We start from the raw sequence: 21,307 nt of genomic DNA, 5'->3' as shown, positions 1-21,307 counted from the left end.
AGTCTTCTGACGCTCCCACATCGTAAACTTGCGCGCCCTCGGTAACCATGCCAGGAGCGGGCGAAACCCCGAATCGTGACCTTGCACAACGGCAAGTTCATGGCACCCGCGTTTCACCCGCTCGCATCGCGTCATAGATCCGTTCCGGGCCGGTCTCATCTCCATGACCCTGGGACGACTGCCGCCGCTCGAGGCGCCCGCGCAGCGTCTACGCGACCGTTGGCGGGACGAGAGCCTCGCGGCGGTCTGGCTGCACGACGGCGACTGGTACCACCCTGCCGTGGACGCCCTCGTCGAGGGGGTCGTCGAGCAGCGTGACGTCACCGGTGCCGCGGAGAGGCTGGGACGCGCTCGCGCCCGGCTCGGGGTGGGCATCGGCGAGGCGATGGACGACATCACGTGCCTGTACGCCGTGGTCGGGGCCGAGGTCGAGCCCCAGGTGCTGCGGGCGCTGAGCGTCGGGTGGGTCGTCGGCAACGAGACGGCCCCGGCGCCCGTCGGCCTGGTGGACCCGTGGTCCGGCCTGCCGACGCTGGACTACCTCCTGCTGAGGCTGCGCGAGACCTACGGCGAGGCCGCACGTCAGGGAAAGGACGTGACGGCCACGCACGCGCTCGTCGTCGTCGACGTCGCGGTCACGCAGGTCACCCGCTTCCAACGCCTGGCTCGCGCAGCCGCCATGGGCAAGGTCATGGCGGACACGTTCGGCGACGGGCACCCGATGGCAGTGGTCGGCCCCGGCGTCTACGCCGCACTGGTGCCGCGCGACGTCGAGCTCGGCGCACGGGTGCGCGAGCTCCGGACCGCGGTCGACCGGGCCGCGGAGGAGCGTGGCGTGTCGGCCGTCGTCCGGCGCCCCCCGCGCGTCTGGGTCGAGGGCCTTCCGCCGTCGGTCGACGACGTCCCCGCACTGCTGGGCGCCTCCGCCACCTGAGACCTCCCGGCACGACGACGCGCCCCGCACTCATCGCGGCCGGCGAGGGTCGCGGCGAGCGCGGGGCGCGCTGCTGGGGGGTCGGTCGAGGGTCAGCGCGGGCTGAAGGTGAGGCAGTCCGCGTGGTCGGCGCTCGCGGCACCGGGGCCGACGCGGACGGACGCCGCGCCGCACTCGAGGTGGTCGTTGTGGGTGCAGTCGGTGCGCTGGCAGGCCCCGACGAACGTCATGACCTTGGGGAGCCCGCCCTTGACGTCGAGCGGGATGAACGTCGCGCACTCGGCCTCGCCGGTGTCACGTCCCCCGATCGTGACCGCGGCGGCGTGGCACGCGGTGTGGTCGTTGTAGGAACAGCCGAGCACGGTGCACTCGGCGACTCGAGGCATCTCCATCGTGGCCATGTCTTCTCCCGGGGGTGTGGTCTGGGCGGCTTCCGCTCTCCACGCTAAACCCCGGAAATACATTTCGCCAGCAAGGTAGTACTGCCTTACCCGTGCTATTGCGAAATGTCTTTGCGTCACATTCTGCTTGCGTTATTCACGCGAGCGGCTCGCGCCTCTCAGAACGGCGACCAGCGGACGAGCGCCGCGCGCTCCTCGCCCTCGGGCACGCTCGCCCGGCGCCCGCGGGGCACGATCACGACATCGCCCGACGACGCCGCCGCGAAGACCCGACGACCGGGGTCGGCCCGGAGCGCGAGCACCTCGAGCATGCCCTCGAGCCGCTCCACGCGCTCCTCCAGCGCCAGGATCTTCTTGATCCCCGCGAGGTTGATGCCCTCCTCGTGCGAGAGGCGGTACACCTCGCGGAGCTTCGCGACGTCGCGCGGGGAGTACCGGCGCCCCCGGCCGCGGGCGCGGCGCGGGGACACCAGGCCCAGCCGGTCGTACTGGCGCAGCGTCTGCGGGTGCATGCCCGCGAGCGCGGCCGCCTCCGAGATCACGAACCGTGGCTCGTCGTCGTTCACGCCGGGCCTCCTCCCGCGAGCGCCGTCACTGGGCCGCGCGCTGCGCGAGGTCCGCGCGGACGTCGTCGCCCGACGTCTGGGCGGCGAGCTCCTCGACGGCCTGCTTCGCGGCCTTGGAGAGCTTCTGCGGCACGGCGACCTGGACGGTGACGTACAGGTCGCCCGTGCCCTTCGCCGTCTTGACGCCGCGGCCCTTGACGCGCAGCGTCCGGCCCGACGGCGTCCCCGCCGGGACCTTGAGCCGCACCGTCTGCCCGTCGATGGTCGGGACCTCGATCGTCGTGCCGAGGGCGGCCTCGGGGAACGTCACGGGGACGGTCATGCGCAGGTTCTTCGGGTTCGCCGGGTCGAGCGAGAAGACGGGGTGCGGGGTCACGTGGACCGTGACCACGAGGTCGCCGGCGGGGCCGCCGGTCATGCTGGTCCGCCCCTTGCCGGCGAGCTTGATCTTCTGCCCGTCGCGCACCCCCGCGGGGATGCGGGTCCGGACGGACCGGCCGTCGACGTCGAACGTCACCTCGGCCCCCTCGACGGCCGTGCGGAACGCGAGCGTCGTCGACGCGGTGATGTCCTGGCCGCGCACCGGCGCCTGGCGCCCGTACGGGCCGGCCGCACCGCCGCCGAAGAGGCCGGACAGGATGTCCTCGAAGCCTCCCGTGCCGCCGCCACCGGTCGAGTACCGGGTGCGCTGGCCGCCGGGGGCACCGCCCCCGAACATGCCGCCGAACACGTCCTCGAAACCGCCCGTGCCGCCGCCCGCGCCGCCCGCGGAGAACCGGGCGCCGCCGCCCGCCATCGCCCGGACGGCGTCGTACTGCTGACGCTGCTCGGGGTCCGACAGGACGGCGTACGCCTCGCCGATCTCCTTGAACTTCGCCTCGGCGTTCGCGTCACCCTGGTTCTGGTCGGGGTGCCACTGGCGCGCGAGCTTGCGGTACGCCTTCTTGATGGCGGCGTCGTCCGCGTCCTTGGGGACGCCGAGAGCCGCGTAGAAGTCCTTCTCGAACCAGTCCTGCCCGGTCACGGCGTCTCCCTCCTCGTCTTCTCGATCGTGTGCTTCCTCTGGCTCAGTTCTCGGGCCCGACGACGGCGACGTTCGCCGGGCGGACCACCTTGTCGCCGATCTTGTACCCGGCCTCGATGACGATGCTGATCGTCGTCGAGGTCGCGTCCGCGTCGGCCTGGTGCATGAGCGCGTGGTGCAGGTTCGGGTCGAACTCCTCCCCGACCTGCCCGAAGCGCTCGACGCCGTACTTGGCCAGGACGCCGTCGAGCTTGTCCGCGATGGCGGCGAACGGCCCGGTGAGGTCACCGGCCGCGCGGGCACGGTCGACGTCGTCGAGCACAGGGAGCAGCGCCACCAGGACGTCCTCGACGCCGCGCGAGCGCGCCGCCTCCGACTCCCGCTTGGCGCGGTTGCGGTAGTTCACGAACTCCGCGCGCTCACGCTGCAGCGCGTCCAGGTGGGCGGCCGCCTCGGACTGCGCGGCAGCCAGCGCGGTGTCGACACCCTCGAGGGCGTCGCCCTCCTGGGGCTCGAAGTCGAGGTGGTCGATGCCCTCGGCCCCCGGCGCTGCGCCGTCGGGCGTGCCCGACGACGCAGCCTGGCGCGGCTCGCCCGTCTCCGGGTCGACCTTGCGCTTGTCGGTGAAGTGGAACGGGGCGCCGGAGGAGGACTCCTCCTCCGGCACGCCCGGGGTCCCGGTCGGGTCCGTCACTTGTTCTCGTCCTCGTCCACGATCTCGGCGTCGACGACGTCCTCGTCAGGCGCGGAACCCGCGCCCGCCGCGGCGGTCGCGTCGGCGTCGGCCTGAGCCTGGTCGCCCGCGGCCTGCTCCTGCTCGGCCGCCGCGTAGAGCGCCTGGCCGATCTTCTGGCTGGACGCGCCGAGCTTCTCGTGCGCGGCCTTGACCGCGTCCGCATCGTCGCCCTCGAGGGCCTTCTTCACGTCGGCGATGTCGGACTCCACCTCGGACGCGACGTCCGCGGGGATCTTGTCCTTGTTGTCGTTGACCAGCTTCTCGGTCGAGTACACGAACGCCTCGGCCTGGTTGCGGGTCTCCGCCTCCTCGCGACGCTTCTTGTCCTCGGCCGCGTGCTCCTCGGCCTCCTTGACCATGCGGTCGATGTCGTCCTTCGGCAGCGCGGAGCCGCCGGTGATCGTCATCTTCTGCTCCTTGCCGGTGCCGCGGTCCTTCGCACCGACGTGCACGATGCCGTTCGCGTCGATGTCGAAGGTGACCTCGATCTGCGGGACGCCACGCGGGGCCGGAGCGATGCCGGTCAGCTCGAACGTGCCGAGCGGCTTGTTGTCGCGAGCGAACTCGCGCTCGCCCTGGAAGACCTGGATGAGCACCGACGGCTGGTTGTCCTCGGCCGTCGAGAAGACCTCGGAGCGCTTGGTCGGGATGGCCGTGTTGCGCTCGATGAGCTTGGTCATCACGCCGCCCTTGGTCTCGATGCCGAGGGAGAGCGGGGTCACGTCGATGAGCAGGACGTCCTTGCGGTCGCCCTTGATGACGCCGGCCTGCAGCGCGGCACCGACGGCCACGACCTCGTCCGGGTTGACGCCCTTGTTCGGCTCCTTGCCACCCGTGAGCTCCTTGACGACGTCCGTCACCGCGGGCATGCGGGTCGAGCCACCGACGAGGACCACGTGGTCGATCTCGGACACGGAGACGCCCGCGTCGGAGATGACCTTGTGGAACGGGGCCTTGGTGCGGTCCAGGAGGTCCTGCGTCATCTGCTGGAACTGGGCCCGCGTGAGCTTCTCGTCCAGGTGGATGGGGCCGTTCTCGCTCATCGAGAGGTACTGCATGGAGATCGTCGTGCTCGTGGCCGACGACAGCTCCTTCTTCGCCTGCTCGGCGGCCTCACGCAGACGCTGCAGGGCGATCTTGTCCTTGGACAGGTCGACGCCGCTCGAGTTCTTCACCTGCTTGATGAGGTGCTCGACGATCCGGTTGTCCCAGTCGTCGCCGCCGAGGCGGTTGTCGCCCGAAGTCGCGCGGACCTGGATGGTGGAGAAGTCGTCCTCGTCCTTGCCGACCTCGAGGAGCGAGACGTCGAACGTGCCGCCACCCAGGTCGAAGACGAGGATCAGCTCGTCCTCCTTGCCCTTCTCCAGGCCGTACGCGAGCGCGGCCGCGGTGGGCTCGTTGACGATGCGGAGCACGTTGAGGCCCGCGATCTGACCGGCGTCCTTGGTGGCCTGGCGCTCGGCGTCGTTGAAGTACGCCGGGACCGTGACGACCGCGTCGGTGACGGGCTCGCCCAGGTACTCCTCGGCGTCGCGCTTCAGCTTGCCGAGGATCCGGGCGCTGATCTCCTGCGCGGTGTACTTCTTGTCGTCGATCTCAGCGGTCCAGTCCGTGCCCATGTGGCGCTTGACCGACGAGATGGTGCGGTCCACGTTCGTGACCGCCTGGCGCTTCGCGACCTCGCCGACGAGGACCTCGCCGGTCTTGGAGAACGCGACCACCGACGGGGTGGTGCGCGAACCCTCGGCGTTCGCGATGACCGTGGGCTCACCGCCCTCGAGGACCGCGACGACCGAGTTGGTGGTGCCGAGGTCGATGCCGACTGCACGTGCCATGTGTGTTGCCTCCTGTGTTGCCGGGGTGCGTCCCGGCCGGGTTGAGTCTGCTGCACTCAAGGTAGGCACGTCGTCGTCAGGCACGCAAGCCCGCAGCGGCCAAACTTGAGTCTGTATGGCTCAACCCCCGCGAACTCGGGGGTATTCCCCCGTCGGGAGGTCGTACCGGCCGCCGAGCCTCGGCCCCGCACCGGACGAGCCTGAGCGGTCACGATCTGCACTCATCCTCGATGGACGGCGCAGATCGTGACCGCTCACGGGTACGTGGCAGGACCACCAGCGTCAGAGGAGCTCGACGTCGTCCGCCTGCGGGCCCCGGTCGCTCTGACGGATCTTGAACCGGACGCGGTCGCCCTCCTCGAGGACCTCGTCGTCCCGCACGACCGACACGTGCACGAACAGGTCGTCTCCCCCGGCGTCCGGAGTGATGAAACCGAAGCCGCGCTCCTCGTCGTAGCGCGCGACGGTGCCCTCGCCACCGCGCACGGGCCGGCCCGACGACGCGGGGCGGCCGGGCCGACCCCGCTCCCGACCCGCGTGCCCGCCCCGGGCGCCGTGGACGAGCTGCACGTGGCGGGCGTTCGGGCCCCGGTCGCCGTCGACGACGTCGAACGTGACGCGCTGCCCCTCGGCGAGCTCGGTCAGCCCTCCGGCGAGCTCGCTGACGTGGACGAAGACGTCGCCGCCGCCCGAGTCGGGGACGACGAACCCGAAGCCCTTGACGTCGTCGTACCAGGACACGGTGCCGTCGGCGCCGTCGGACGCCGCCGGTGCGGCCTGCGCCCCGAGCGGGAGCAGGTGGTCCGCCTGCGGACCCTTCTTCCCCTCGACGACGAGGAACGCCACCCGTTGGCCCTCCGAGATCATCCCGCCGCCGACGATGGCCGAGCTGTGCACGAAGATCTCGGTGCCGCCGCCGTCGGGCGCGACGAAACCATAGCCCTTCGTCGGCTCGTACCAGCTGACTGTGCCGAGCACGCCCAGGGGCGCGTCGGCGGCCCGGTCGCCCGTGACCCGGACACGGCGCGCCTGCGGGCCGCGGTCACCCTCGCCCACCTCGAACTCGACGGCCTGCCCCTCGCGCAGCACCTTCGGACCGTCGTCGCCGACGATCTCGGAGGCGTGCACGAACAGGTCCTCGGCCTCGTTCCCGAGGTCGATGAAGCCGAACCCTCGGTCGGCGTCGAACCATCGGACAGTTCCTTCGGGCACCGTGGACTCCTAGTCGCAGCAGAGGTCGCAGCAGAGGTTGCTACCACCATTGTCCCCGACCGGGGCAGGCCGCGGGACGGCACGCACCTGTGCGCACCCGCGTCGCCCCGGCGCTCGCCGACGCCGTCAGGCGCGCTGACGGCTCCTCGCCCACCGCCAGATCGCGGTGACGAGGATCGCGCCGACGATCGAGCCGACGACACCGCTCGGACGGAACGCGAGACCGTCGCCGGCGATCAGGCTCGCGAGTAGTCCGCCGACGAACGAGCCGACCAGACCGGCGACGATGGCCATCGACCAGTCGATGCCCTTCCCCTGCCGTCCGAGGATCAGCTGAGCGAGCGCGCCGACGAGCATGCCGAAGAGGATGAGACCGATGATGAGCACGCGCCGAGGCTAGAACAGGTCGGCGCGCGGGGCGCGTCAGGGCGACCACCACCGTGCCAGCGGCCGGCCAGAGGGGCAGGCCACGTAGAATCTTCCGGGCCCGCAAGACCGCGACAGGCCCTTCCCCATGCAGGACGGACGCCGCATGAGCGCGCACTCGACCACGTCGGCCGGACACCCCGACACCCAGACCACCGAGCAGCCGGGCATCGACCCGGCCGACTTCGCGACGTTCCTGCGCGTCATGGACCAGGTCGCCGTCCTGCCCCAGACGCACACGCAGCACGCGGCCGCCCGCCGCGCGTCGTCGGCCCTGTTCAAGGCCGCCAAGAAGCACCGCCGCACCGAGCGACGCCGGGAGCAGAGCACGGCGGACGCCGCCGTCTTCGCCGCGACCGCGACCGCGAGCCCGGGGCGCATCGACGACGAGACGAACGGCCTGCCCCTGACGTCGACGGCGACCGGCGCCGTCGCGGGCACCCTGCGCAAGGCGCGCGCCTGTTACGTCTGCAAGCAGGACTACGCGGTCGTGGACGCGTTCTACCACCAGCTCTGCCCCGACTGCGCGGCCCTGCACCACGCCAAGCGCGGCGCCCGCACCGACCTCACCGGACGCCGGGCCCTGCTCACCGGTGGCCGCGCGAAGATCGGCATGTACATCGCGCTGCGGCTGCTCCGCGACGGCGCCGACCTGACGATCACGACCCGGTTCCCCCGCGACGCCGTCCGCCGGTTCAGCGCGATGGAGGACGCGGGCGACTGGCTGCACCGGCTGCACGTCGTCGGGATCGACCTGCGCGACCCGGCGCAGGTCGTGGCGCTCGCCGACCACGTCGCGTCGCAGGGCCCGCTGGACGTCCTCATCAACAACGCCGCGCAGACCGTGCGCCGCTCGCCCGGGGCATACACGCGGCTCGCCGACGCGGAGCAGGCTCCCCTGCCCGCCGAGGTCGCGGGCATGATCACGACCTTCGGCCACACGAGCGACGCCCACCCCCGTGCGCTCGCCGGGTCCGTGAGCGAGCTGACGAGCCCCGCGCTCGCGATCGAGCGCGCGGCCCGCGCGGCCGCCGACGAGCTGGTCACGCAGTCGCTGAGCGCCGAGGCCGCGGGCCTCGAACGCCTCGTGGCGGGGACCTCGATCGACGCGGGCGGGCTGATCCCCGACGTGGCCACGACGAACAGCTGGGTGGCGACCGTCGAGCAGGTCGACCCGATGGAGCTGCTCGAGGTCCAGCTCTGCAACCAGACGGCGCCGTTCATCCTGGTCAGCCGGCTGCGCCCGGCCCTGGCTGCGTCGTCGGCCCGGCGGAGCTACATCGTGAACGTCTCCGCGATGGAGGGCGTGTTCTCGCGCCGCTACAAGGGCGCCGGCCACCCGCACACGAACATGAGCAAGGCCGCGCTGAACATGCTGACGCGCACCAGCGCGGAGGAGATGCTGACCGACGGCATCCTGATGACCGCGGTGGACACCGGGTGGATCACCGACGAGCGGCCCCACACCACGAAGGTGCGGCTCGCCCAGGAGGGCTTCCACGCCCCGCTCGACTTGGTCGACGGCGCCGCGCGGGTCTACGACCCGATCGTCCGTGGCGAGGCCGGCGAGGACCTCTACGGCTGCTTCCTCAAGGACTACACGCGCGCCGCGTGGTGAGCGTCGCGCCGTCCTACGCTGGACGGTGAGGCGGGCGGCCGGTGCCCGCCCATCCCCGCGGAGGCGTGCCATGGCGCACGGAGACATCACGCACATCGACATCCCGGTCAGCGACCTGAAGGCGGCCGCCGCGTTCTACGGCGGGCTCTTCGGCTGGCAGATCGAGGCCCCGCCCGGCTTCGAGGACTATCCCATGTGGCGCGCCCCGAACGGCATCAGCGGCGGCGGGCTCGCCCCCCGCGGCGAGGGCTTCACCCAGCCCCGCAGCTACGTCGAGGTCGACTCGATCGACGAGACCCTCGCCCGGGTGCGCGAGCTCGGCGGGACGGTCCTGCTGGAGAAGTCCGAGATCTCGCCGACGAGCTGGTGGGCCGTGCTCGCCGACGCCGACGGCAACGCGATCGGGCTCTACGAGGGCAGCACGGAGGTCTGACCGCGCGCCCTTGACCCTCGAGCCGGTCGAGGCACCAGCGTGCGGGCATGACCTCGATCGGCGCACGCCGCGTGCCCTTCCCCGCCCGTATCTCGCCTGGCTCTCCGGTGTCACCGTCTCGCAGCTCGGCGATGCTGTCCCGGATAAGCCGAGTGCCTGAGACGGGCTGGTCACTAGAATCGTTTCGATCCCCATGACCGAGACCGCGCCTCCCTCCACGCCTCCCGCCGTCGTCCCGCCCGTCGACGAGCGCCGCGCCACCGTGATCCTCCTCGCGATGGCGCTGTCGACGTTCCTGTTCGTGACGGTCGAATCGCTGCCGTCCGGCCTGCTGACGCTCATGGCGCCCGACCTCGACCGGTCGACATCGCAGATCGGGCTCCTCGTCACGGGGTACGCGCTCGTCGTGCTCGTGACGTCGGTGCCCCTCTCCCACTGGACGCGCCACGTCGCGCGCCGGTGGGTGCTCTCCGCCTGCGCGGGGCTCGCCGCGCTCTCGACGCTCTGGGCCGCCGTCGCGCCCAGCTACGAGCAGCTCCTCGCCGCCCGGCTCGTCACCGCCGCCGCGCAGGCGCTGTTCTGGGTCGCGGTCGTGCCGGCGACGACGGGACTGTTCCGACCGCTCGTGCGCGGGAAGGTCATGGCCCGGCTCGCCATCGGAAACTCGCTCGCGCCCGTGCTCGGCGTGCCGGCTGGCACGTGGCTGGGCGAGCACTCGTCGTGGCGGTGGACGTTCGCCGCGGTCGCGGGGCTGTCGCTCGTCGTGACGCTCGTGGTCCTCGTCCTGTTCCCCACGATCCCGCCCTCGGCCGGCGGCGCGAGCCACGCACCCCACCCGAGCCCGTCCCGGTTCGGGTTCCAGATGGTCGCGACCGTGCTCCTCGTCACGGGTGCCTTCGGCGTCATCACGTTCGTCACCCAGTACCTCGTCGAGGTCGCCGGGTTCTCGCAGGAGGCGCTGCCACGCCTGTTGCTCCTGCAGGGGGCCGCCGGTGTGCTGGGCGTGATCGTGGTGGGACGGTTCATCGACTCCCACCCCGTCGAGGTGCTCGTCGGCGCGATGTCGCTGCTCGTGGTCGCGCTCCTGGGGCTGTGGGCGTTCGGCGATCGCCCGGTCGCCGCCGTGCTCGCCCTGGCCCTGTTCGGGTTCGCGTTCTCGACCGTCCCGCCGACGCTGTCGCACCGGGTCATGCTCGTCTCGCCCCGCTCGACGAACCTCGGGATGGGCGTGTCGTCGTCGCTGTTCAACCTGGGCATCGCGGCCGGGTCGGGCCTGGGCGCGGTGCTGGTCGCCGTCGTCGGGGTGCGGGCCGTGCCGCTCGTGAGCGCGGGCGCGATGCTGCTCGCGCTCCTGGTCGCGGTCGCCGAGGAACGCTTCAACCTACCGCTCGAGGGCAAGCCGCGGCGCACGGGCCTCACGCGGCGACGCGGCACGATGGAGCCATGAACGACGACGCCCGCTGCCCCTGCCTCTCGGGCGAGACCTACGGCGCGTGCTGCGGGCCGCTGCACCGCGGCGAGCGGGGGGCGGCGACCGCCGAGGCGCTCATGCGGTCCCGGTACAGCGCGTTCGCCGTCGGCGACGCCGCCTACCTGCGCGCCACCTGGCACCCGAGCACGCGGCCCGCGTCGCTCGACCTCGACGCCGACCTGCAGTGGCGGCGCCTCGACGTGCTCGCCACCCGGGCGGGCGGCCCGTTCGACGACGCAGGCGTGGTCGAGTTCGTCGCCCACCACCGCGACGCCACGACGGGCGAGCGTAGACGGCTGCACGAGGTGAGCCGGTTCGCCCGCGAGGACGGCCGGTGGTTCTACGTGGACGGCGACGTCGCCGGGGCGTGAGGCCGCCGGGGCGGGTCAGCTCCGCAGCATCCGGGAGCCGGCGAGCGCGACCAGCGCGGTCGCGACGAGCGTGAGACCGACGAGCACGCCGACCGCGGACCACACGCTCAGGGCCGCCGCCGTCAGGAGGGGCGGCAGCGTCATGCCCGCGTAGGCGATGAGGAACACGCCCGCGAGCGCCTCACCACGCCGCGCCGGGTCCGCGACGTGGGCGACCGTCGTCAACGACGCGCGGAAGAGGATCCCGATCCCGGCGCCGGCGATGCCCCCGCCGACGAGGAACAGGGCGAGCGACGCGGTGAGCGCGCTGGCGCCGACGGTGAGCAGCCCGAGCGACGCGAGCGTGATGGCCAACGCGACCTGGCGCCGCACCGGGAACCGCGCGGTCGCGACCTGCGCCAGTGCCGCGGCCGTGAAGACGACGAACGGCGCGAGGCCGGCGAGCAGGTGCGAGTGGAGCCCGAGGATGCCCACGAGGAACGTCGCGGACAGACCCATGAACGTGCCGAAGACCGCGAACGCCCCGAACGCGGCGGCACCGGCCGCCCAGAACGCCCGCCGGCCCTCGGCGGGGACCGCGACCCGCTGGGGCCGGTAGGCCGGGCGTTCCGCGCGACGTTCGACGGTCTCGGGCACGAAGGCGACCGCGACCGCCAAGACCGCGAGCAGCACCGCGAAGACGGCGAACGGGACCACGAGGGGCCGCGCGAACCAGGTGACGAGGAGCCCGCCGACGAGCGGACCCAGCCCGATGCCGCCCAGGTTCGCGAAGGTCGAGACGATCCCCGACCTTCCCTGGGCCTGGTCGGCGGCCGCACCGAGCTCGGACAGGTGGGCGGTCGCCGTCGCGGTCAGGATGCCGATGCCGAGGCCGCAGACGAACCGCGCCACGAGCAGCCCGGCGAGGTCGTTCCAGACGAGGAACAGGATCGCGGCGAGCAGGTTGATGAGCAGCGACGCGAGGATGACCCGGCGCCGGCCGAGCCAGTCGGAGAGGTGCCCGGCGAGGTACAGGCTGACCATGACCCCGACCGCGTAGGACGCGAACACGACCGTCAGGACGGTCGTGGGGAAGCCGTCGCGCTGCTGGTAGATCGCGTACAGCGGGGTCGGGACGGCGCAGAACGCCATCTCCGTGAGGAACGCGGTCGCGATGACCCAGAACCCGATCCAGTGCGGGAGGAGCCGGGGTGCTCGCGCCTGTGCGTCGCCGGGACGGCGGGCGGCGTCGCGGGTCGGGGCGGGGGCTGTCGTCGTCATGCGTCCATGCTCTGCGGGACCATGCCATCGCGTCCAACGCATACACTTGATGACTGTTATCGACAATGACGATTGAAGGGCGCCGGCCGTGGACACCCGCCAGATCGAGTACGCGCTCGCCGTCGCGGACGAGCTGAGCTTCACCCGCGCCGCGCAGCGCGTCTACGCGAGCCAGTCGACGGTCTCCGCCGGCATCCGGGCGCTCGAGCGCGAGCTCGGCACGACGCTCTTCGACCGGGACCAGCGCGGCGTGCGGATCGCTCCCGCCGGCGGGCCCGTGCTGTCGGCGCTGCGCGACCTCGCCGCCGCCGAGGCGCGCGTCCGCACCGCAGCCGACCCGCGCGGCGAGCTGCGCGGCGAGCTGCGCATCGGCGTGTTCTCGAGCGTCAGCTACCTCACGATCCCGCGCGTCATCGGCGACTTCCATCGCGAGCACCCGCTCGTCGACCTCCGCCTGCGCGCCTCGCCGGCGGGCTCCCCCGGGCTCGCCGAGGAGGTCCGCCGCGGCCAGCTCGACCTCAGCCTCTACGGACTGCCCGCCTCCGCCGCCCCCGGCCTTGCGGTGCACCCGATCGCCACGACCACCTACGCCGTCCTGCTCCCGCCGGACCACGCGCTCGCACCTCGCAGCGAGATCCGGCTGGAGGAGCTGGCAGGCGAGCGGTTCGTCGACGCGCCCGTCGGGTTCGGGAACCGTGACGTCCTGGACGGAGCCCTCGCCGCGCGCGGCATCACCCGGGACGTGCGCGTCGAGGCGACCGAGACCAGCGCGATCCCCCCGTTCGTCGCCGCGGGGCTCGGTGTCGCGCTCCTGCCCGAGCTGCTGATCCCCCCGGGCGACGAGGTCGTCGTCGTCCCGCTGGCCGAGCGCATCGACTGGGAGTTCAGCGTCCTGACCCGGCCCGAGCCCGGAGGCGCTGCCGCGGCACTCGTCGAGCAGCTGGTCGCGAGCTACTGAGAAGCAGGGTCTCAGCGCACCATCCGGAGCGCGGCGATCCCACCGAACCGGGCGCCGTCGTCGGTGGCGCCGTCGGGCTCGAAGCCGTTGCGCTCGTAGAAGCGGACAGCCCGGGGGTTCCCGCTGGCGACCCAGAGCTGGGCCGGAGTCCCGGGCGGCACGACGGCGTCGAGCAGCACCCGCCCCAGACCTCGTCCATGGTGGGCCGCGAGCACGTAGAGGTTGCTGAGCTCCCGGTCGCGGACCGGCTCGTGGCCACCGGTCGCCCGGCTCTCGCCCGCGAGCGCCAGCCCGACGATCTCGCCGTCGACCTCGGCGACCGTGGCCGGGTAGCCGCGCTCGATCAGCCCACGCCACCAGGCGGCGCTGCGCTCGGCGGACGCCCGCTCCCAGAACTCCGTGCTCGCGAGACCCGTGTACGTCTCCACCCAGGACGTGTAGTGGACGAGCCCGACGGCGTCGGCATCCTCGAGGACGGCGGCGCGCAGGACAGTCCGCGGGAGAGACGACACCCGCCTAGATTGCCACGTATGACCGACCTCGGACCTGTCGCCTGGCCGCCCACACCGCTCAGGACCGAGCGACTCGTGCTGCGCGAGCCCGCGGCCGACGACCGCGCTGCCCTGGTCGAGCTGATGGCTTCTCCGGAGGTTCATGCCTTCCTCGGCGGCGCCCGCTCACGCGAGGAGGTCGAACGGGCGCTCCCCACCGAGCCCGCGCGGCGACCGGGCCTGTTCGTCGTTGACTTCGACGGGGCGACGATCGGCATCGTCACTCTCGACCGGAGGGACCCGGAGCGTCCGGGCCGCGGGGGCGGCGCGATCGAGCTCGGCTACCTGCTGCTGCCTGACGTCTGGGGGCGCGGGTTCGCGGTCGAGGCCTGCGCGGCCGCACTTCGATGGCTCGACGACGTCCTTCCCGGCGAACCCGTCGTGCTCACGACGCAGACGGCGAACAGCCGCTCGATGCGGGTCGCGACGAAGCTCGGGTTCGTCGAGCTCGACCGGTTCGAGGAGTTCGGTGCGGAGCAGTGGTCCGGGATCCGCCGCGCGTGACTTCCGGCGCGTGCGCGACGCGGTCGGATCGAGCCACACGCCGCCCGTCACCATCGCCGGCGGATTCTCGGTGGTCGCGGGTGTGTCACGCCCCTTCACGGAGCTGTCATTCCTTCGATACGGTCGAGCTCCGCTCGGACGCCCGCTCGGCTAGAGCAGTGGCGGCCCAGGACGCGAGGAGCTCGACGCCGTCGGCGGACGGCGAGCCCGGGACCGCCGAGTAGACGTTGAGCTGGAGGCCCGGGTCGGCCGGGAGCATGAGCGCCTCGTAGTCGAGCTCGAGCAGCCCGACGACGGGGTGGTGGAAGACCTTGGTCCCGCTGCGGTGGAAGCGGACGTCGTGCGAGGCCCACTTCCTGCGGAAGTCCTCGCTGCGGGTCGACAGCTCGCCGACGAGCTCCATCAGCTGCCGGTCGCACGAGTTGCGTCCCGCCTCCGCGCGCAGGATCGCGACGGCGTCGTGCGCCATCCGGTCCGCACGGTCGCCCCAGAACGCGGCCGCGCCCTCGGGGTCCAGGAAGTGGAAGCGCGCCGTGTTCACGGGCCGCCCTGCGACGCGCGACGGCGAGTCGAAGAGCGGGGCGTACAGGGCGCGGCCGAGCAGGTTGGTGCCCAGGACGTCGAGGCGCCCGTTGCGCACGAACGCCGGCGCGTGCTCGAGCGAGTCGAGGATCCGCTGCACGACGGGGCGCAGCACGAGCGCAGGGGTCCGTCGCGCACGGGAGCGCGCCGTGCCCGACGTGTGGGCCGCGCGGGCGAGGTCGAACAGGTGGGCGCGCTCGGCGTCGTCGAGCTGCAGCGCCTCCGCGAGCGCCTCGAGGACCTCTTCCGAGACCCCCGAGAGGTTCCCGCGCTCGAGCCGCGTGTAGTAGTCGACGCTCACGCCCGCGAGCATCGCGACCTCCTCGCGGCGCAGCCCCGGCACGCGCCGGTTGCCGCCGTACGCGGGCAGGCCGGCGCGCTCGGGGGTGAGGCGGCCGCGACGCGAGACGAGGAACTCGCGGGTGTCGGCTCTCAGGTCCACACCCCCGACCGTACGACGGCGCCCGTGACCGAGGGAGGTTCTGCCAGTACCGGGAAGACCCCGCACTCCCACGGGGCGCCCGCCCTGCCTAGCGTGGAAGCATGACAACGTCCCTCCCCACCCTGACCCTGAACAACGGCGTCACCATGCCCGCCCTCGGCTTCGGCGTGTTCCAGACGCCACCCGAGGAGACCGTCGCCGCCGTCCGGACCGCTCTCGAGGTCGGCTACCGGCACGTCGACACCGCAGCCGCGTACGGCAACGAGCGGGAGGTCGGCCGCGCGATCCGCGAGTCCGGCGTCGACCGTGACGACGTGTTCGTCGAGACGAAGGTCTGGGTCTCCGACTACGGCTACGACCAGACCCTGCACGCGTTCGAGAAGGCGACGGGCAAGCTCGGCCTCGACCGGCTCGACCTGCTGATCCTGCACCAGCCCGCGCCGAGCCGGTTCGACGCGACGCTCGACGCGTACCGGGCCCTCGAGAAGCTCCTCGCCGACGGCGCGGTCCGCGCGATCGGCGTCAGCAACTTCATGCCCGGGCACCTCGACGCGCTGCTCGACGCCACCGACGTCGTCCCCGCCGTCAACCAGGTCGAGCTGCACCCGTACTTCCAGCAGCCCGCCGTCCAGGCCGCGGACGAGCGGCACGGCATCGTGACGCAGGCCTGGTCGCCGATCGGGGGCATCACATTCTACCCCGGCTGGGGTGATGACGACCGCCGCAGCACGCTCGACGACCCGACGATCGGCGCGGTCGCCGGAGCCCACGGCTGCACGCCGGCGCAGGTGATGCTGCGCTGGCACCTGCAGGAGGGACGGTCCGCGATCCCGAAGTCCGTGACGCCGAGCCGCATCGCGGAGAACTTCGACGTGACCGGCTTCGAGCTGACGGCGGACGAGGTCGCGTCGATCGACGCACTCGACACCGGGCACCGCGGCGGTCCCGACCCCGAGGTGGACCGGCCGGACGCCTTCGCCCGGGTGATCCCCGAGGCCTGAGGAGACGCTGTGGGCGCGGCCACCCTGCGCGTCGATCAGCGGCGCTGAGCCCGCACCTCCCCGGTCGCCCTACGTTGGGCGCATGCCGAGACATCAGGTCGTCGCAGGTCTCCTCGTCGACGACGGCGCCGTCGGACCACAATGTCCCCATGCCCGACACGCCACCCGCCTCCCTGCGCCCGCGGTGGGGCGGCCGGCTCGCGCTGAACCTGGCGGTCCTCGGGCTCGCGACGTTCTGGACCGTGCGGGTCGCGGGCGCTCCGGGGTGGGCGCGCGCCGTCGTCGGCGTGGCCCTGGCCCTCTGGCTCGCGCGCGCCGTGCACGACGCCGTCCGGGCTCACCCCGGCGGCACGACCGACCGGACGGACCTCGTCCTCGCGGCGGGGTCCGCGCTCGCGGGCGCCCTCGCGGCGAGCGCGTCGGACGGCGTCGGGTCGCTCGTGGCGGCCGTCGCGCTCGCGGTCGTGGTCGGCTCCCCCGCGGTCCCGGCGACGACGGCTGCGGTCGTCGGGCTCCTGACGGTCGCCGCGCTGGGCGTCGGCGCGCTGCTCGCACCGCTCTCCCCCGTCGCCTTCCTCAGCCTCCTCACGGGCCTGGCGCTCGGCGCGCTCGCCGGGCTCGGGGTGCGCCAGGCCCGCACGGCGCAGCAGCAGCGCGCGCTCGTGCACGAGCAGGAGGTGGCGCTGCGTGACGAGGCGGTACGGGTCGCGCTCGCGCGGGACCTGCACGACGTCCTCGCCCACAGCCTCGGCGGAATCGTCGTGCAGCTCGACGCGGTGCAGGCGCAGCTCGAGGCGGGAGACGTCGCCCCCGCGGCCGAACGGGTCGGGAAGGCGCGCGAGCTGGCCGCGCTGGGTCTGCGCGACGCGCGGGGGGCGGTCGCCGCGCTGCGCGACCCGGTGCAGGGCGGCGAGCGGGGACCCGGGCAAGAGGTCGCGGCGCTGCGCGACGCGGTCCGGGACCTCGTCGCCGCGGAACGCTCGCTGGGCGCCACGGTCGGCCTGCGCACGAGACCGCCGGGCGCCACGGGCGTGACCGTCCCCGCCGACGTCACGACGGCGCTCGTCCGGGCGACGCAGGAGGCGCTCACCAACGCGCGACTGCACGCGCCGGGCGCGCCGGTCGAGGTCGCGCTCCGGACCGGGCCGGACGACGTCCGCCTCACCGTCGCCAACCCGCTCCCCCTGGGTCTGGAGCACAGCGGCTCGGACCGCGTCGGCGACCAGGGCTCGGCCGGCATCGGCGGCTACGGCCTGCGCGGGGTGCGCGAACGCGTCGACGCCCTCGACCGCGGGGCAACCGTGCGCGCGGAGCCGGTGGGCGACCGGTTCGTGGTGGACGTCGTCGTGCCGCTCGACGGCGCACGGGAGGACCGATGACCGACCTCACCACGGGCCCCGGGGCGGAATCGGGACGAGTCCGCGTCCTCGTCGCCGACGACCAGGCGATCGTCCGCGACGGCCTCGTGACGATCCTCGACCTCGCGCCGGAAGTGGACGTCGTCGGACAGGCCGCGGACGGCGCCGAGGCGGTCGCCGAGTCGCTGCGACTTCGCCCGGACGTCGTGCTGATGGACCTCGACATGCCGGTCCTCGACGGTACGGCCGCGACGGTGCGCCTGGCCCGGGAGGCACCGGGGGTGGCGGTGCTGGTCCTGAGCACGTTCGGGGACCGGGCGGCCGTCGCCGCGGCGCTGCGGGCCGGCGCCCGCGGGTACCTCACCAAGGACGCGGACCGGCACCAGCTCATCGACGCCGTCCGCGCCGTCGCGCACGGCCAGGCCGTCTACGGGGGCGAGGTGGACGCGCTGCTGCGGGACGCCGTCGTCGGGCAGGACGCGCCCGACGACGCCCCCGCGGACCACCTGCGCGCCCGGTTCCCGACGCTCACGCCCCGCGAAGCCGAGGTGCTCGCCCTGATCGCGGAGGGCGCCGGGAACCGCGAGATCGCCCGCCACCTGGTGATCGGGGTCTCGACCGTGAAGAGCCACGTCAACGCGATCTTCGCGAAGATCGGCGCGCGGGACCGCGCGCAGGCGATCGTGCTGGCCCGCCCCCGCTGACGGCGGTCCACCCGTCTCCACCCAAGGTTCCACCCCCGGGTGGTTCGCGCGCGGGCCTCCCGGCCCGACACTCGCAGCGTGCTCCCCGACGCCGCCATCTCCATGGTCCTCTCCACCGACGCCTCGTCCACCGACGCGGCGGCCACCGCGAACCACGCGGCGCTCGTCGTCGTGCTCGTGGTAGTCGCGTGGCTCATCGTCCGGCAGCTCACCGCCCGACGGCTCGACCCCCGTTCGACGCTCGCGTGGGTGCTCCTCGCCGTCGGAGCCGCCGAGACGCTCGCGTACCTGACGGGCGCGCACGTCACGGCGCGGGATGTCGCTCTCCTCGTGGTGAGCGCCGCGGTCGGCGGGGCGCTCGCCGTCGTCCGGGCGCGCACCATGCGCCTCTGGCGAGCGGACGGCCGGGTGCTGCGTCAGGGCACCCCGACGACGGCGGTCCTGTGGCTCGTGTCGATCGGCCAGCACCTCCTGATCGACACGTGGTCGGGGGACCGCGCGCTCGCGAACGTGACGCTCCTCGCCCACTTCGGGTTCGCGCTCCTCGTCCAGAACCTGGTCCTGGTGGCACGGGCTCGCGAGCTGGGACTCCTCGTCGGCGGGCCGGACGCGCCGCGTGTTCCGCGGCGCTGAGCCCGCACCTCCCCGATCGCCCTACGGTGGGCGCATGCCGAGACATCAGGTCGTCGCAGGTCTCCTCGTCGACGACGGCGCCGTCCTGCTCGCCGACTCCCACCTGCTGCCGACCGTCGAGCGGATCCTCGCGGGCGCCCCGCGGGTGCCCCGCTCGTAGAGTGAGCCCGTGCCCACGACGAACCGCCCGCTGCACCGCCTCGGCTTCCTGACGATCGGCCTCTTCGACCCGGCGGCCCCTCGGGCCGGGCACGAGGCGACGCTCGAGCTGATCGAGCTCGGCGAACGGCTCGGCTACGACAGCGCCTGGCTGCGCCACCGGCACCTCCAGCACGGCATCTCGTCGCCCGTCGCGGTGCTCGCGGCCGCGTCGCAGCGCACGTCGCGCATCGAGCTCGGGACCGCCGTGACGCCGCTCGGCTGGGAGAACCCGCTCCGCCTCGCGGAGGACCTGGCGACGGTCGACGTCCTGTCCGGGGGCCGGCTCAACCCGGGCGTGAGCATCGGGCCGCCGATGCATTACGACGAGGTCAAGGCCGCCCTGTACCCCGACACGGCCGACGCCGAGGACTTCAGCTACGAGCGGGTCCTGCGCCTGGTCCGGCTGCTCCAGGGCGAGCGGGCGTCGTCGTTCTCGGGGACGCAGGGCATCGAGACGTTCTCGGAGCGCGTCGAGCCGCACTCCCCCGGCCTCGCGGACCGGCTCTGGTACGGGGCGGCGAGCATGCGCTCCGTCGTCTGGGCGGCCGAGCACGGGCTCAACCTGCTGACGAGCAGCGTCGTGAAGGCCGAGGACTCCGACGACTTCGACGAGACCCAGCTCGCCCAGATCCACGCCTTCCGTGCCCACCACCCGGCGGGCGAGGCGGCGCGCGTGTCCCAGGGCCTCGTCGTCGTGCCCACGGACTCCGCGACCCGCGAGCAGCGGGCACGGTACGAGGCCTACGCGGCGTCACGGCTGCCGCGCACCCGGGAACCGCAGGGACCGGCGCGGATGATGTTCGCGCCGGACCTCGTCGGGACGTCAGAGCAGATCGCCGAGCGCCTCGAGGCGAACCCCGCGTTCCGCGAGGTCGACGAGGTGGCGTTCGCCCTGCCGTTCACGTTCGAACGCGACGACTACGTGCAGATCGTCACCGACGTCGCCGAGCACCTGGCGCCGGCGCTCGGTTGGGCCCCGGGGAGCTGATCACGATGCCGCGACCGCACTATCGCTCGCTCCTGCGTCGAGGCGCCGGCCGACACGGCGAGCACCGCGCGACCGAACCGCCTCAGGTGCGCTACGTCGTCGACGGCGACCTGTCGCCCGCACCCGGGAGACCCACCGCGGCCGACGCGCTCCGCTTCGCCGACGCCGCGACGAACCGGATGGCGCTCGTCCTGCTGCCCACGCCCACGCAGGAGCAGATCGACGAGCTCGCCGAGGCATGGAGCCTGCACCCGCTGCTCGTCGAGGACCTCCAGCACGCCGGACAGCGCCCCAAGCTCGAACGCTACGGGGACGTGCTGTTCGTCGTCGTCCGTTCGGCGCACTACGTCGACGAGATCGAGGACGTCGAGGTCCTGGAGTTCCACGTCGTCGTCCGCGGGAATGCCGTCGCCGTGCTGTGCCAGGACGGCCGGTGGATCGACGGGTCCGATGCCGTCGACGGCGACGACGACGCCCTGCTCGACGACCGCACCCTCCTCCGCCTCGGCCCCGAGGCGGTGCTGTACCGCCTGCTCGACGCCGTCGTCGACGGGTACGTGCCGGTCCTGAGAGGACTCGCGATCGACCGGGAGCAGATCGAGCGCCAGGTCTTCAGCGGCGACGCAGCCGTCACGGAGCGGATCTACCGCCTCAGCCAGGAGGTCATCGACCTCCAGCATGCGACGGCGGCCCTGATCGATGTCCTCGAGTCGCTGCGGCAGGGCTTCGACCGCTACGGGATCCCCGACCAGCTGCAGACCTACCTGCAGGACGTGGCCGACCACCTCGCCCGCGTCGAGTCACGTGTCGAGAGCCTCCGAGACGCGCTCACCCAGATCCTCTCCGTCAACGCGACGCTCGTCGGGCAGCGGCAGAACGAGGACATGAAGAAGATCTCCGGCTGGGCGGCGATCCTCTTCGCGCCCACGCTGATCGGCGCGATCTACGGCATGAACTTCGACCACATGCCCGAGACCCACTGGCTGCTCGGCTACCCGCTCGCCCTCGCGGCGATGGTCGCGTTCGGCGTCGCGCTGTACGTCGTCTTCAAGCGCAAGAAGTGGATGTGACGTCCGACGGCGCTGACGCGCCCCGCCG

24 protein-coding genes are annotated in these 21,307 nt (G+C 73.0%); 14 read left to right on the top strand and 10 right to left on the bottom strand.

The annotated features are described in order from the left end of the window. The first annotated feature begins 163 nt into the window (after positions 1-163). Complete coding sequence (locus tag KDY119_RS01915) at positions 164-934, top strand: hypothetical protein (RefSeq protein ID WP_153021853.1); 771 nt, start codon at positions 164-166, stop codon at positions 932-934. 92 nt (positions 935-1,026) lie between these two features. On the opposite strand, the gene KDY119_RS01910 is transcribed toward KDY119_RS01915, so the two are convergent. The 7 genes from KDY119_RS01910 to KDY119_RS01880 form a co-directional block, all read right to left on the bottom strand. Continuing rightward, positions 1,027-1,335 carry a DUF1540 domain-containing protein gene (locus KDY119_RS01910; protein ID WP_036954554.1) on the bottom strand — a complete coding sequence of 103 codons (309 nt, stop codon included), beginning with the start codon at positions 1,333-1,335 and terminating at the stop codon, positions 1,027-1,029. Between the two features lie 158 nt (positions 1,336-1,493). Then, positions 1,494-1,901: a heat shock protein transcriptional repressor HspR gene (locus KDY119_RS01905; RefSeq protein ID WP_036954551.1), complete on the bottom strand. Its 408-nt coding sequence runs from the start codon at positions 1,899-1,901 to the stop codon at positions 1,494-1,496. Between the two features lie 25 nt (positions 1,902-1,926). Beyond that, a complete protein-coding gene (locus KDY119_RS01900) occupies positions 1,927-2,925 on the bottom strand; it encodes a DnaJ C-terminal domain-containing protein (RefSeq protein ID WP_153021852.1) in 999 nt (332 codons plus the stop codon). A gap of 43 nt (positions 2,926-2,968) precedes the next feature. Further along, positions 2,969-3,619 carry a nucleotide exchange factor GrpE gene (grpE, locus tag KDY119_RS01895; protein WP_051136923.1) on the bottom strand — a complete coding sequence of 217 codons (651 nt, stop codon included), beginning with the start codon at positions 3,617-3,619 and terminating at the stop codon, positions 2,969-2,971. Next, positions 3,616-5,496, bottom strand: coding sequence for a molecular chaperone DnaK (dnaK, locus tag KDY119_RS01890; RefSeq protein WP_036954546.1), 1,881 nt, complete (start codon positions 5,494-5,496; stop codon positions 3,616-3,618). Before dnaK ends, grpE begins: the two co-directional genes overlap by 4 nt. Positions 5,497-5,778: 282 nt before the next feature. Continuing rightward, on the bottom strand, positions 5,779-6,708 hold the full coding sequence (locus tag KDY119_RS19325) for a cold-shock protein (protein ID WP_153021851.1): 930 nt from the start codon (positions 6,706-6,708) through the stop codon (positions 5,779-5,781). Between the two features lie 126 nt (positions 6,709-6,834). Further along, positions 6,835-7,095, bottom strand: a complete 261-nt coding sequence (locus KDY119_RS01880; RefSeq protein WP_036954543.1) for a GlsB/YeaQ/YmgE family stress response membrane protein — start codon at positions 7,093-7,095, stop codon at positions 6,835-6,837. Between the two features lie 145 nt (positions 7,096-7,240). On the opposite strand from KDY119_RS01880, the gene KDY119_RS01875 reads away from it, so the two are divergent. The 4 genes from KDY119_RS01875 (at position 7,241) to KDY119_RS01860 (ending at position 11,027) form a co-directional block, all read left to right on the top strand. Continuing rightward, complete coding sequence (locus KDY119_RS01875) at positions 7,241-8,752, top strand: SDR family oxidoreductase (protein ID WP_051136922.1); 1,512 nt, start codon at positions 7,241-7,243, stop codon at positions 8,750-8,752. Positions 8,753-8,822: 70 nt separating this feature from the next. Next, the gene (locus tag KDY119_RS01870) at positions 8,823-9,185 is read left to right on the top strand and encodes a VOC family protein (RefSeq protein ID WP_036954541.1); all 363 of its coding nucleotides are present in this window, start codon (positions 8,823-8,825) and stop codon (positions 9,183-9,185) included. 193 nt (positions 9,186-9,378) lie between these two features. Next, the gene (locus KDY119_RS01865; protein WP_051136921.1) at positions 9,379-10,632 is read left to right on the top strand and encodes an MFS transporter; all 1,254 of its coding nucleotides are present in this window, start codon (positions 9,379-9,381) and stop codon (positions 10,630-10,632) included. Continuing rightward, positions 10,629-11,027: a YchJ family protein gene (locus KDY119_RS01860; protein WP_036954538.1), complete on the top strand. Its 399-nt coding sequence runs from the start codon at positions 10,629-10,631 to the stop codon at positions 11,025-11,027. The genes KDY119_RS01865 and KDY119_RS01860 overlap by 4 nt, the downstream gene beginning before the upstream one ends. A 15-nt stretch (positions 11,028-11,042) precedes the next feature. On the opposite strand, the gene KDY119_RS01855 is transcribed toward KDY119_RS01860, so the two are convergent. Beyond that, positions 11,043-12,287 (bottom strand): MFS transporter, encoded by a 1,245-nt coding sequence (locus tag KDY119_RS01855; protein ID WP_036954535.1) that lies wholly within the window; start codon positions 12,285-12,287, stop codon positions 11,043-11,045. 88 nt (positions 12,288-12,375) lie between these two features. Between KDY119_RS01855 and KDY119_RS01850 the strand changes: the two genes are divergently transcribed. Beyond that, positions 12,376-13,245, top strand: a complete 870-nt coding sequence (locus tag KDY119_RS01850) for a LysR family transcriptional regulator (protein ID WP_153021850.1) — start codon at positions 12,376-12,378, stop codon at positions 13,243-13,245. Between the two features lie 11 nt (positions 13,246-13,256). Here the strand turns inward: KDY119_RS01850 and KDY119_RS01845 are convergent, their stop codons facing one another. After that, positions 13,257-13,757 (bottom strand): GNAT family N-acetyltransferase, encoded by a 501-nt coding sequence (locus KDY119_RS01845; protein WP_085998075.1) that lies wholly within the window; start codon positions 13,755-13,757, stop codon positions 13,257-13,259. A gap of 18 nt (positions 13,758-13,775) precedes the next feature. Between KDY119_RS01845 and KDY119_RS01840 the strand changes: the two genes are divergently transcribed. Then, positions 13,776-14,300, top strand: a complete 525-nt coding sequence (locus tag KDY119_RS01840; protein WP_036954531.1) for a GNAT family N-acetyltransferase — start codon at positions 13,776-13,778, stop codon at positions 14,298-14,300. A 106-nt stretch (positions 14,301-14,406) separates the two neighbouring features. Here KDY119_RS01840 and KDY119_RS01835 read toward each other — a convergent pair whose 3' ends face one another. Continuing rightward, on the bottom strand, positions 14,407-15,324 hold the full coding sequence (locus KDY119_RS01835) for a helix-turn-helix transcriptional regulator (protein WP_036954529.1): 918 nt from the start codon (positions 15,322-15,324) through the stop codon (positions 14,407-14,409). A gap of 101 nt (positions 15,325-15,425) precedes the next feature. On the opposite strand from KDY119_RS01835, the gene KDY119_RS01830 reads away from it, so the two are divergent. From KDY119_RS01830 to KDY119_RS01805, 7 genes are all read left to right on the top strand, one after another. Beyond that, positions 15,426-16,325: an aldo/keto reductase gene (locus tag KDY119_RS01830; RefSeq protein ID WP_036954528.1), complete on the top strand. Its 900-nt coding sequence runs from the start codon at positions 15,426-15,428 to the stop codon at positions 16,323-16,325. A gap of 149 nt (positions 16,326-16,474) precedes the next feature. Continuing rightward, complete coding sequence (locus KDY119_RS01825; RefSeq protein WP_153021849.1) at positions 16,475-17,704, top strand: sensor histidine kinase; 1,230 nt, start codon at positions 16,475-16,477, stop codon at positions 17,702-17,704. Continuing rightward, the gene (locus tag KDY119_RS01820) at positions 17,701-18,387 is read left to right on the top strand and encodes a response regulator transcription factor (protein WP_051136919.1); all 687 of its coding nucleotides are present in this window, start codon (positions 17,701-17,703) and stop codon (positions 18,385-18,387) included. Before KDY119_RS01825 ends, KDY119_RS01820 begins: the two co-directional genes overlap by 4 nt. Before the next feature lie 78 nt (positions 18,388-18,465). Next, a complete protein-coding gene (locus KDY119_RS01815; RefSeq protein WP_227994469.1) occupies positions 18,466-19,020 on the top strand; it encodes a hypothetical protein in 555 nt (184 codons plus the stop codon). Positions 19,021-19,054: 34 nt separating this feature from the next. After that, positions 19,055-19,180, top strand: coding sequence for a hypothetical protein (locus KDY119_RS19270; RefSeq protein WP_265576714.1), 126 nt, complete (start codon positions 19,055-19,057; stop codon positions 19,178-19,180). A 9-nt stretch (positions 19,181-19,189) separates the two neighbouring features. Further along, positions 19,190-20,209, top strand: coding sequence for an LLM class flavin-dependent oxidoreductase (locus tag KDY119_RS01810; RefSeq protein WP_036954526.1), 1,020 nt, complete (start codon positions 19,190-19,192; stop codon positions 20,207-20,209). 5 nt (positions 20,210-20,214) lie between these two features. Beyond that, positions 20,215-21,279 carry a magnesium and cobalt transport protein CorA gene (locus tag KDY119_RS01805; RefSeq protein ID WP_036954934.1) on the top strand — a complete coding sequence of 355 codons (1,065 nt, stop codon included), beginning with the start codon at positions 20,215-20,217 and terminating at the stop codon, positions 21,277-21,279. Positions 21,280-21,307 lie beyond the last annotated feature (28 nt).

The organism is Luteimicrobium xylanilyticum (assembly GCF_009429125.1).
In the GTDB taxonomy this organism is placed as follows: Bacteria; Actinomycetota; Actinomycetes; order Actinomycetales; family Cellulomonadaceae; genus Luteimicrobium; species Luteimicrobium xylanilyticum.
Note: the sequence above shows the minus strand (reverse complement) of the source record. Positions and strands in the feature narration are given on the sequence as shown.

What these genes read in the sequence shown, in the direction of transcription:
- KDY119_RS01840 (WP_036954531.1), top strand. Translation starts at nt 13,776, where the DNA reads ATGACCGACCTCGGACCTGTCGCCTGGCCGCCCACACCGCTCAGGACC.
- KDY119_RS01870 (WP_036954541.1), top strand. Translation starts at nt 8,823, where the DNA reads ATGGCGCACGGAGACATCACGCACATCGACATCCCGGTCAGCGACCTG.
- KDY119_RS01915 (WP_153021853.1), top strand. Translation starts at nt 164, where the DNA reads ATGACCCTGGGACGACTGCCGCCGCTCGAGGCGCCCGCGCAGCGTCTA.
- KDY119_RS01820 (WP_051136919.1), top strand. Translation starts at nt 17,701, where the DNA reads ATGACCGACCTCACCACGGGCCCCGGGGCGGAATCGGGACGAGTCCGC.
- KDY119_RS01875 (WP_051136922.1), top strand. Translation starts at nt 7,241, where the DNA reads ATGAGCGCGCACTCGACCACGTCGGCCGGACACCCCGACACCCAGACC.
- KDY119_RS01830 (WP_036954528.1), top strand. Translation starts at nt 15,426, where the DNA reads ATGACAACGTCCCTCCCCACCCTGACCCTGAACAACGGCGTCACCATG.
- KDY119_RS01805 (WP_036954934.1), top strand. Translation starts at nt 20,215, where the DNA reads ATGCCGCGACCGCACTATCGCTCGCTCCTGCGTCGAGGCGCCGGCCGA.
- KDY119_RS01860 (WP_036954538.1), top strand. Translation starts at nt 10,629, where the DNA reads ATGAACGACGACGCCCGCTGCCCCTGCCTCTCGGGCGAGACCTACGGC.
- KDY119_RS01910 (WP_036954554.1), bottom strand. Translation starts at nt 1,335, where the DNA reads ATGGCCACGATGGAGATGCCTCGAGTCGCCGAGTGCACCGTGCTCGGC.
- KDY119_RS19270 (WP_265576714.1), top strand. Translation starts at nt 19,055, where the DNA reads ATGCCGAGACATCAGGTCGTCGCAGGTCTCCTCGTCGACGACGGCGCC.
- KDY119_RS01855 (WP_036954535.1), bottom strand. Translation starts at nt 12,287, where the DNA reads ATGACGACGACAGCCCCCGCCCCGACCCGCGACGCCGCCCGCCGTCCC.
- dnaK (WP_036954546.1), bottom strand. Translation starts at nt 5,496, where the DNA reads ATGGCACGTGCAGTCGGCATCGACCTCGGCACCACCAACTCGGTCGTC.
- KDY119_RS01825 (WP_153021849.1), top strand. Translation starts at nt 16,475, where the DNA reads ATGCCCGACACGCCACCCGCCTCCCTGCGCCCGCGGTGGGGCGGCCGG.
- KDY119_RS01865 (WP_051136921.1), top strand. Translation starts at nt 9,379, where the DNA reads ATGACCGAGACCGCGCCTCCCTCCACGCCTCCCGCCGTCGTCCCGCCC.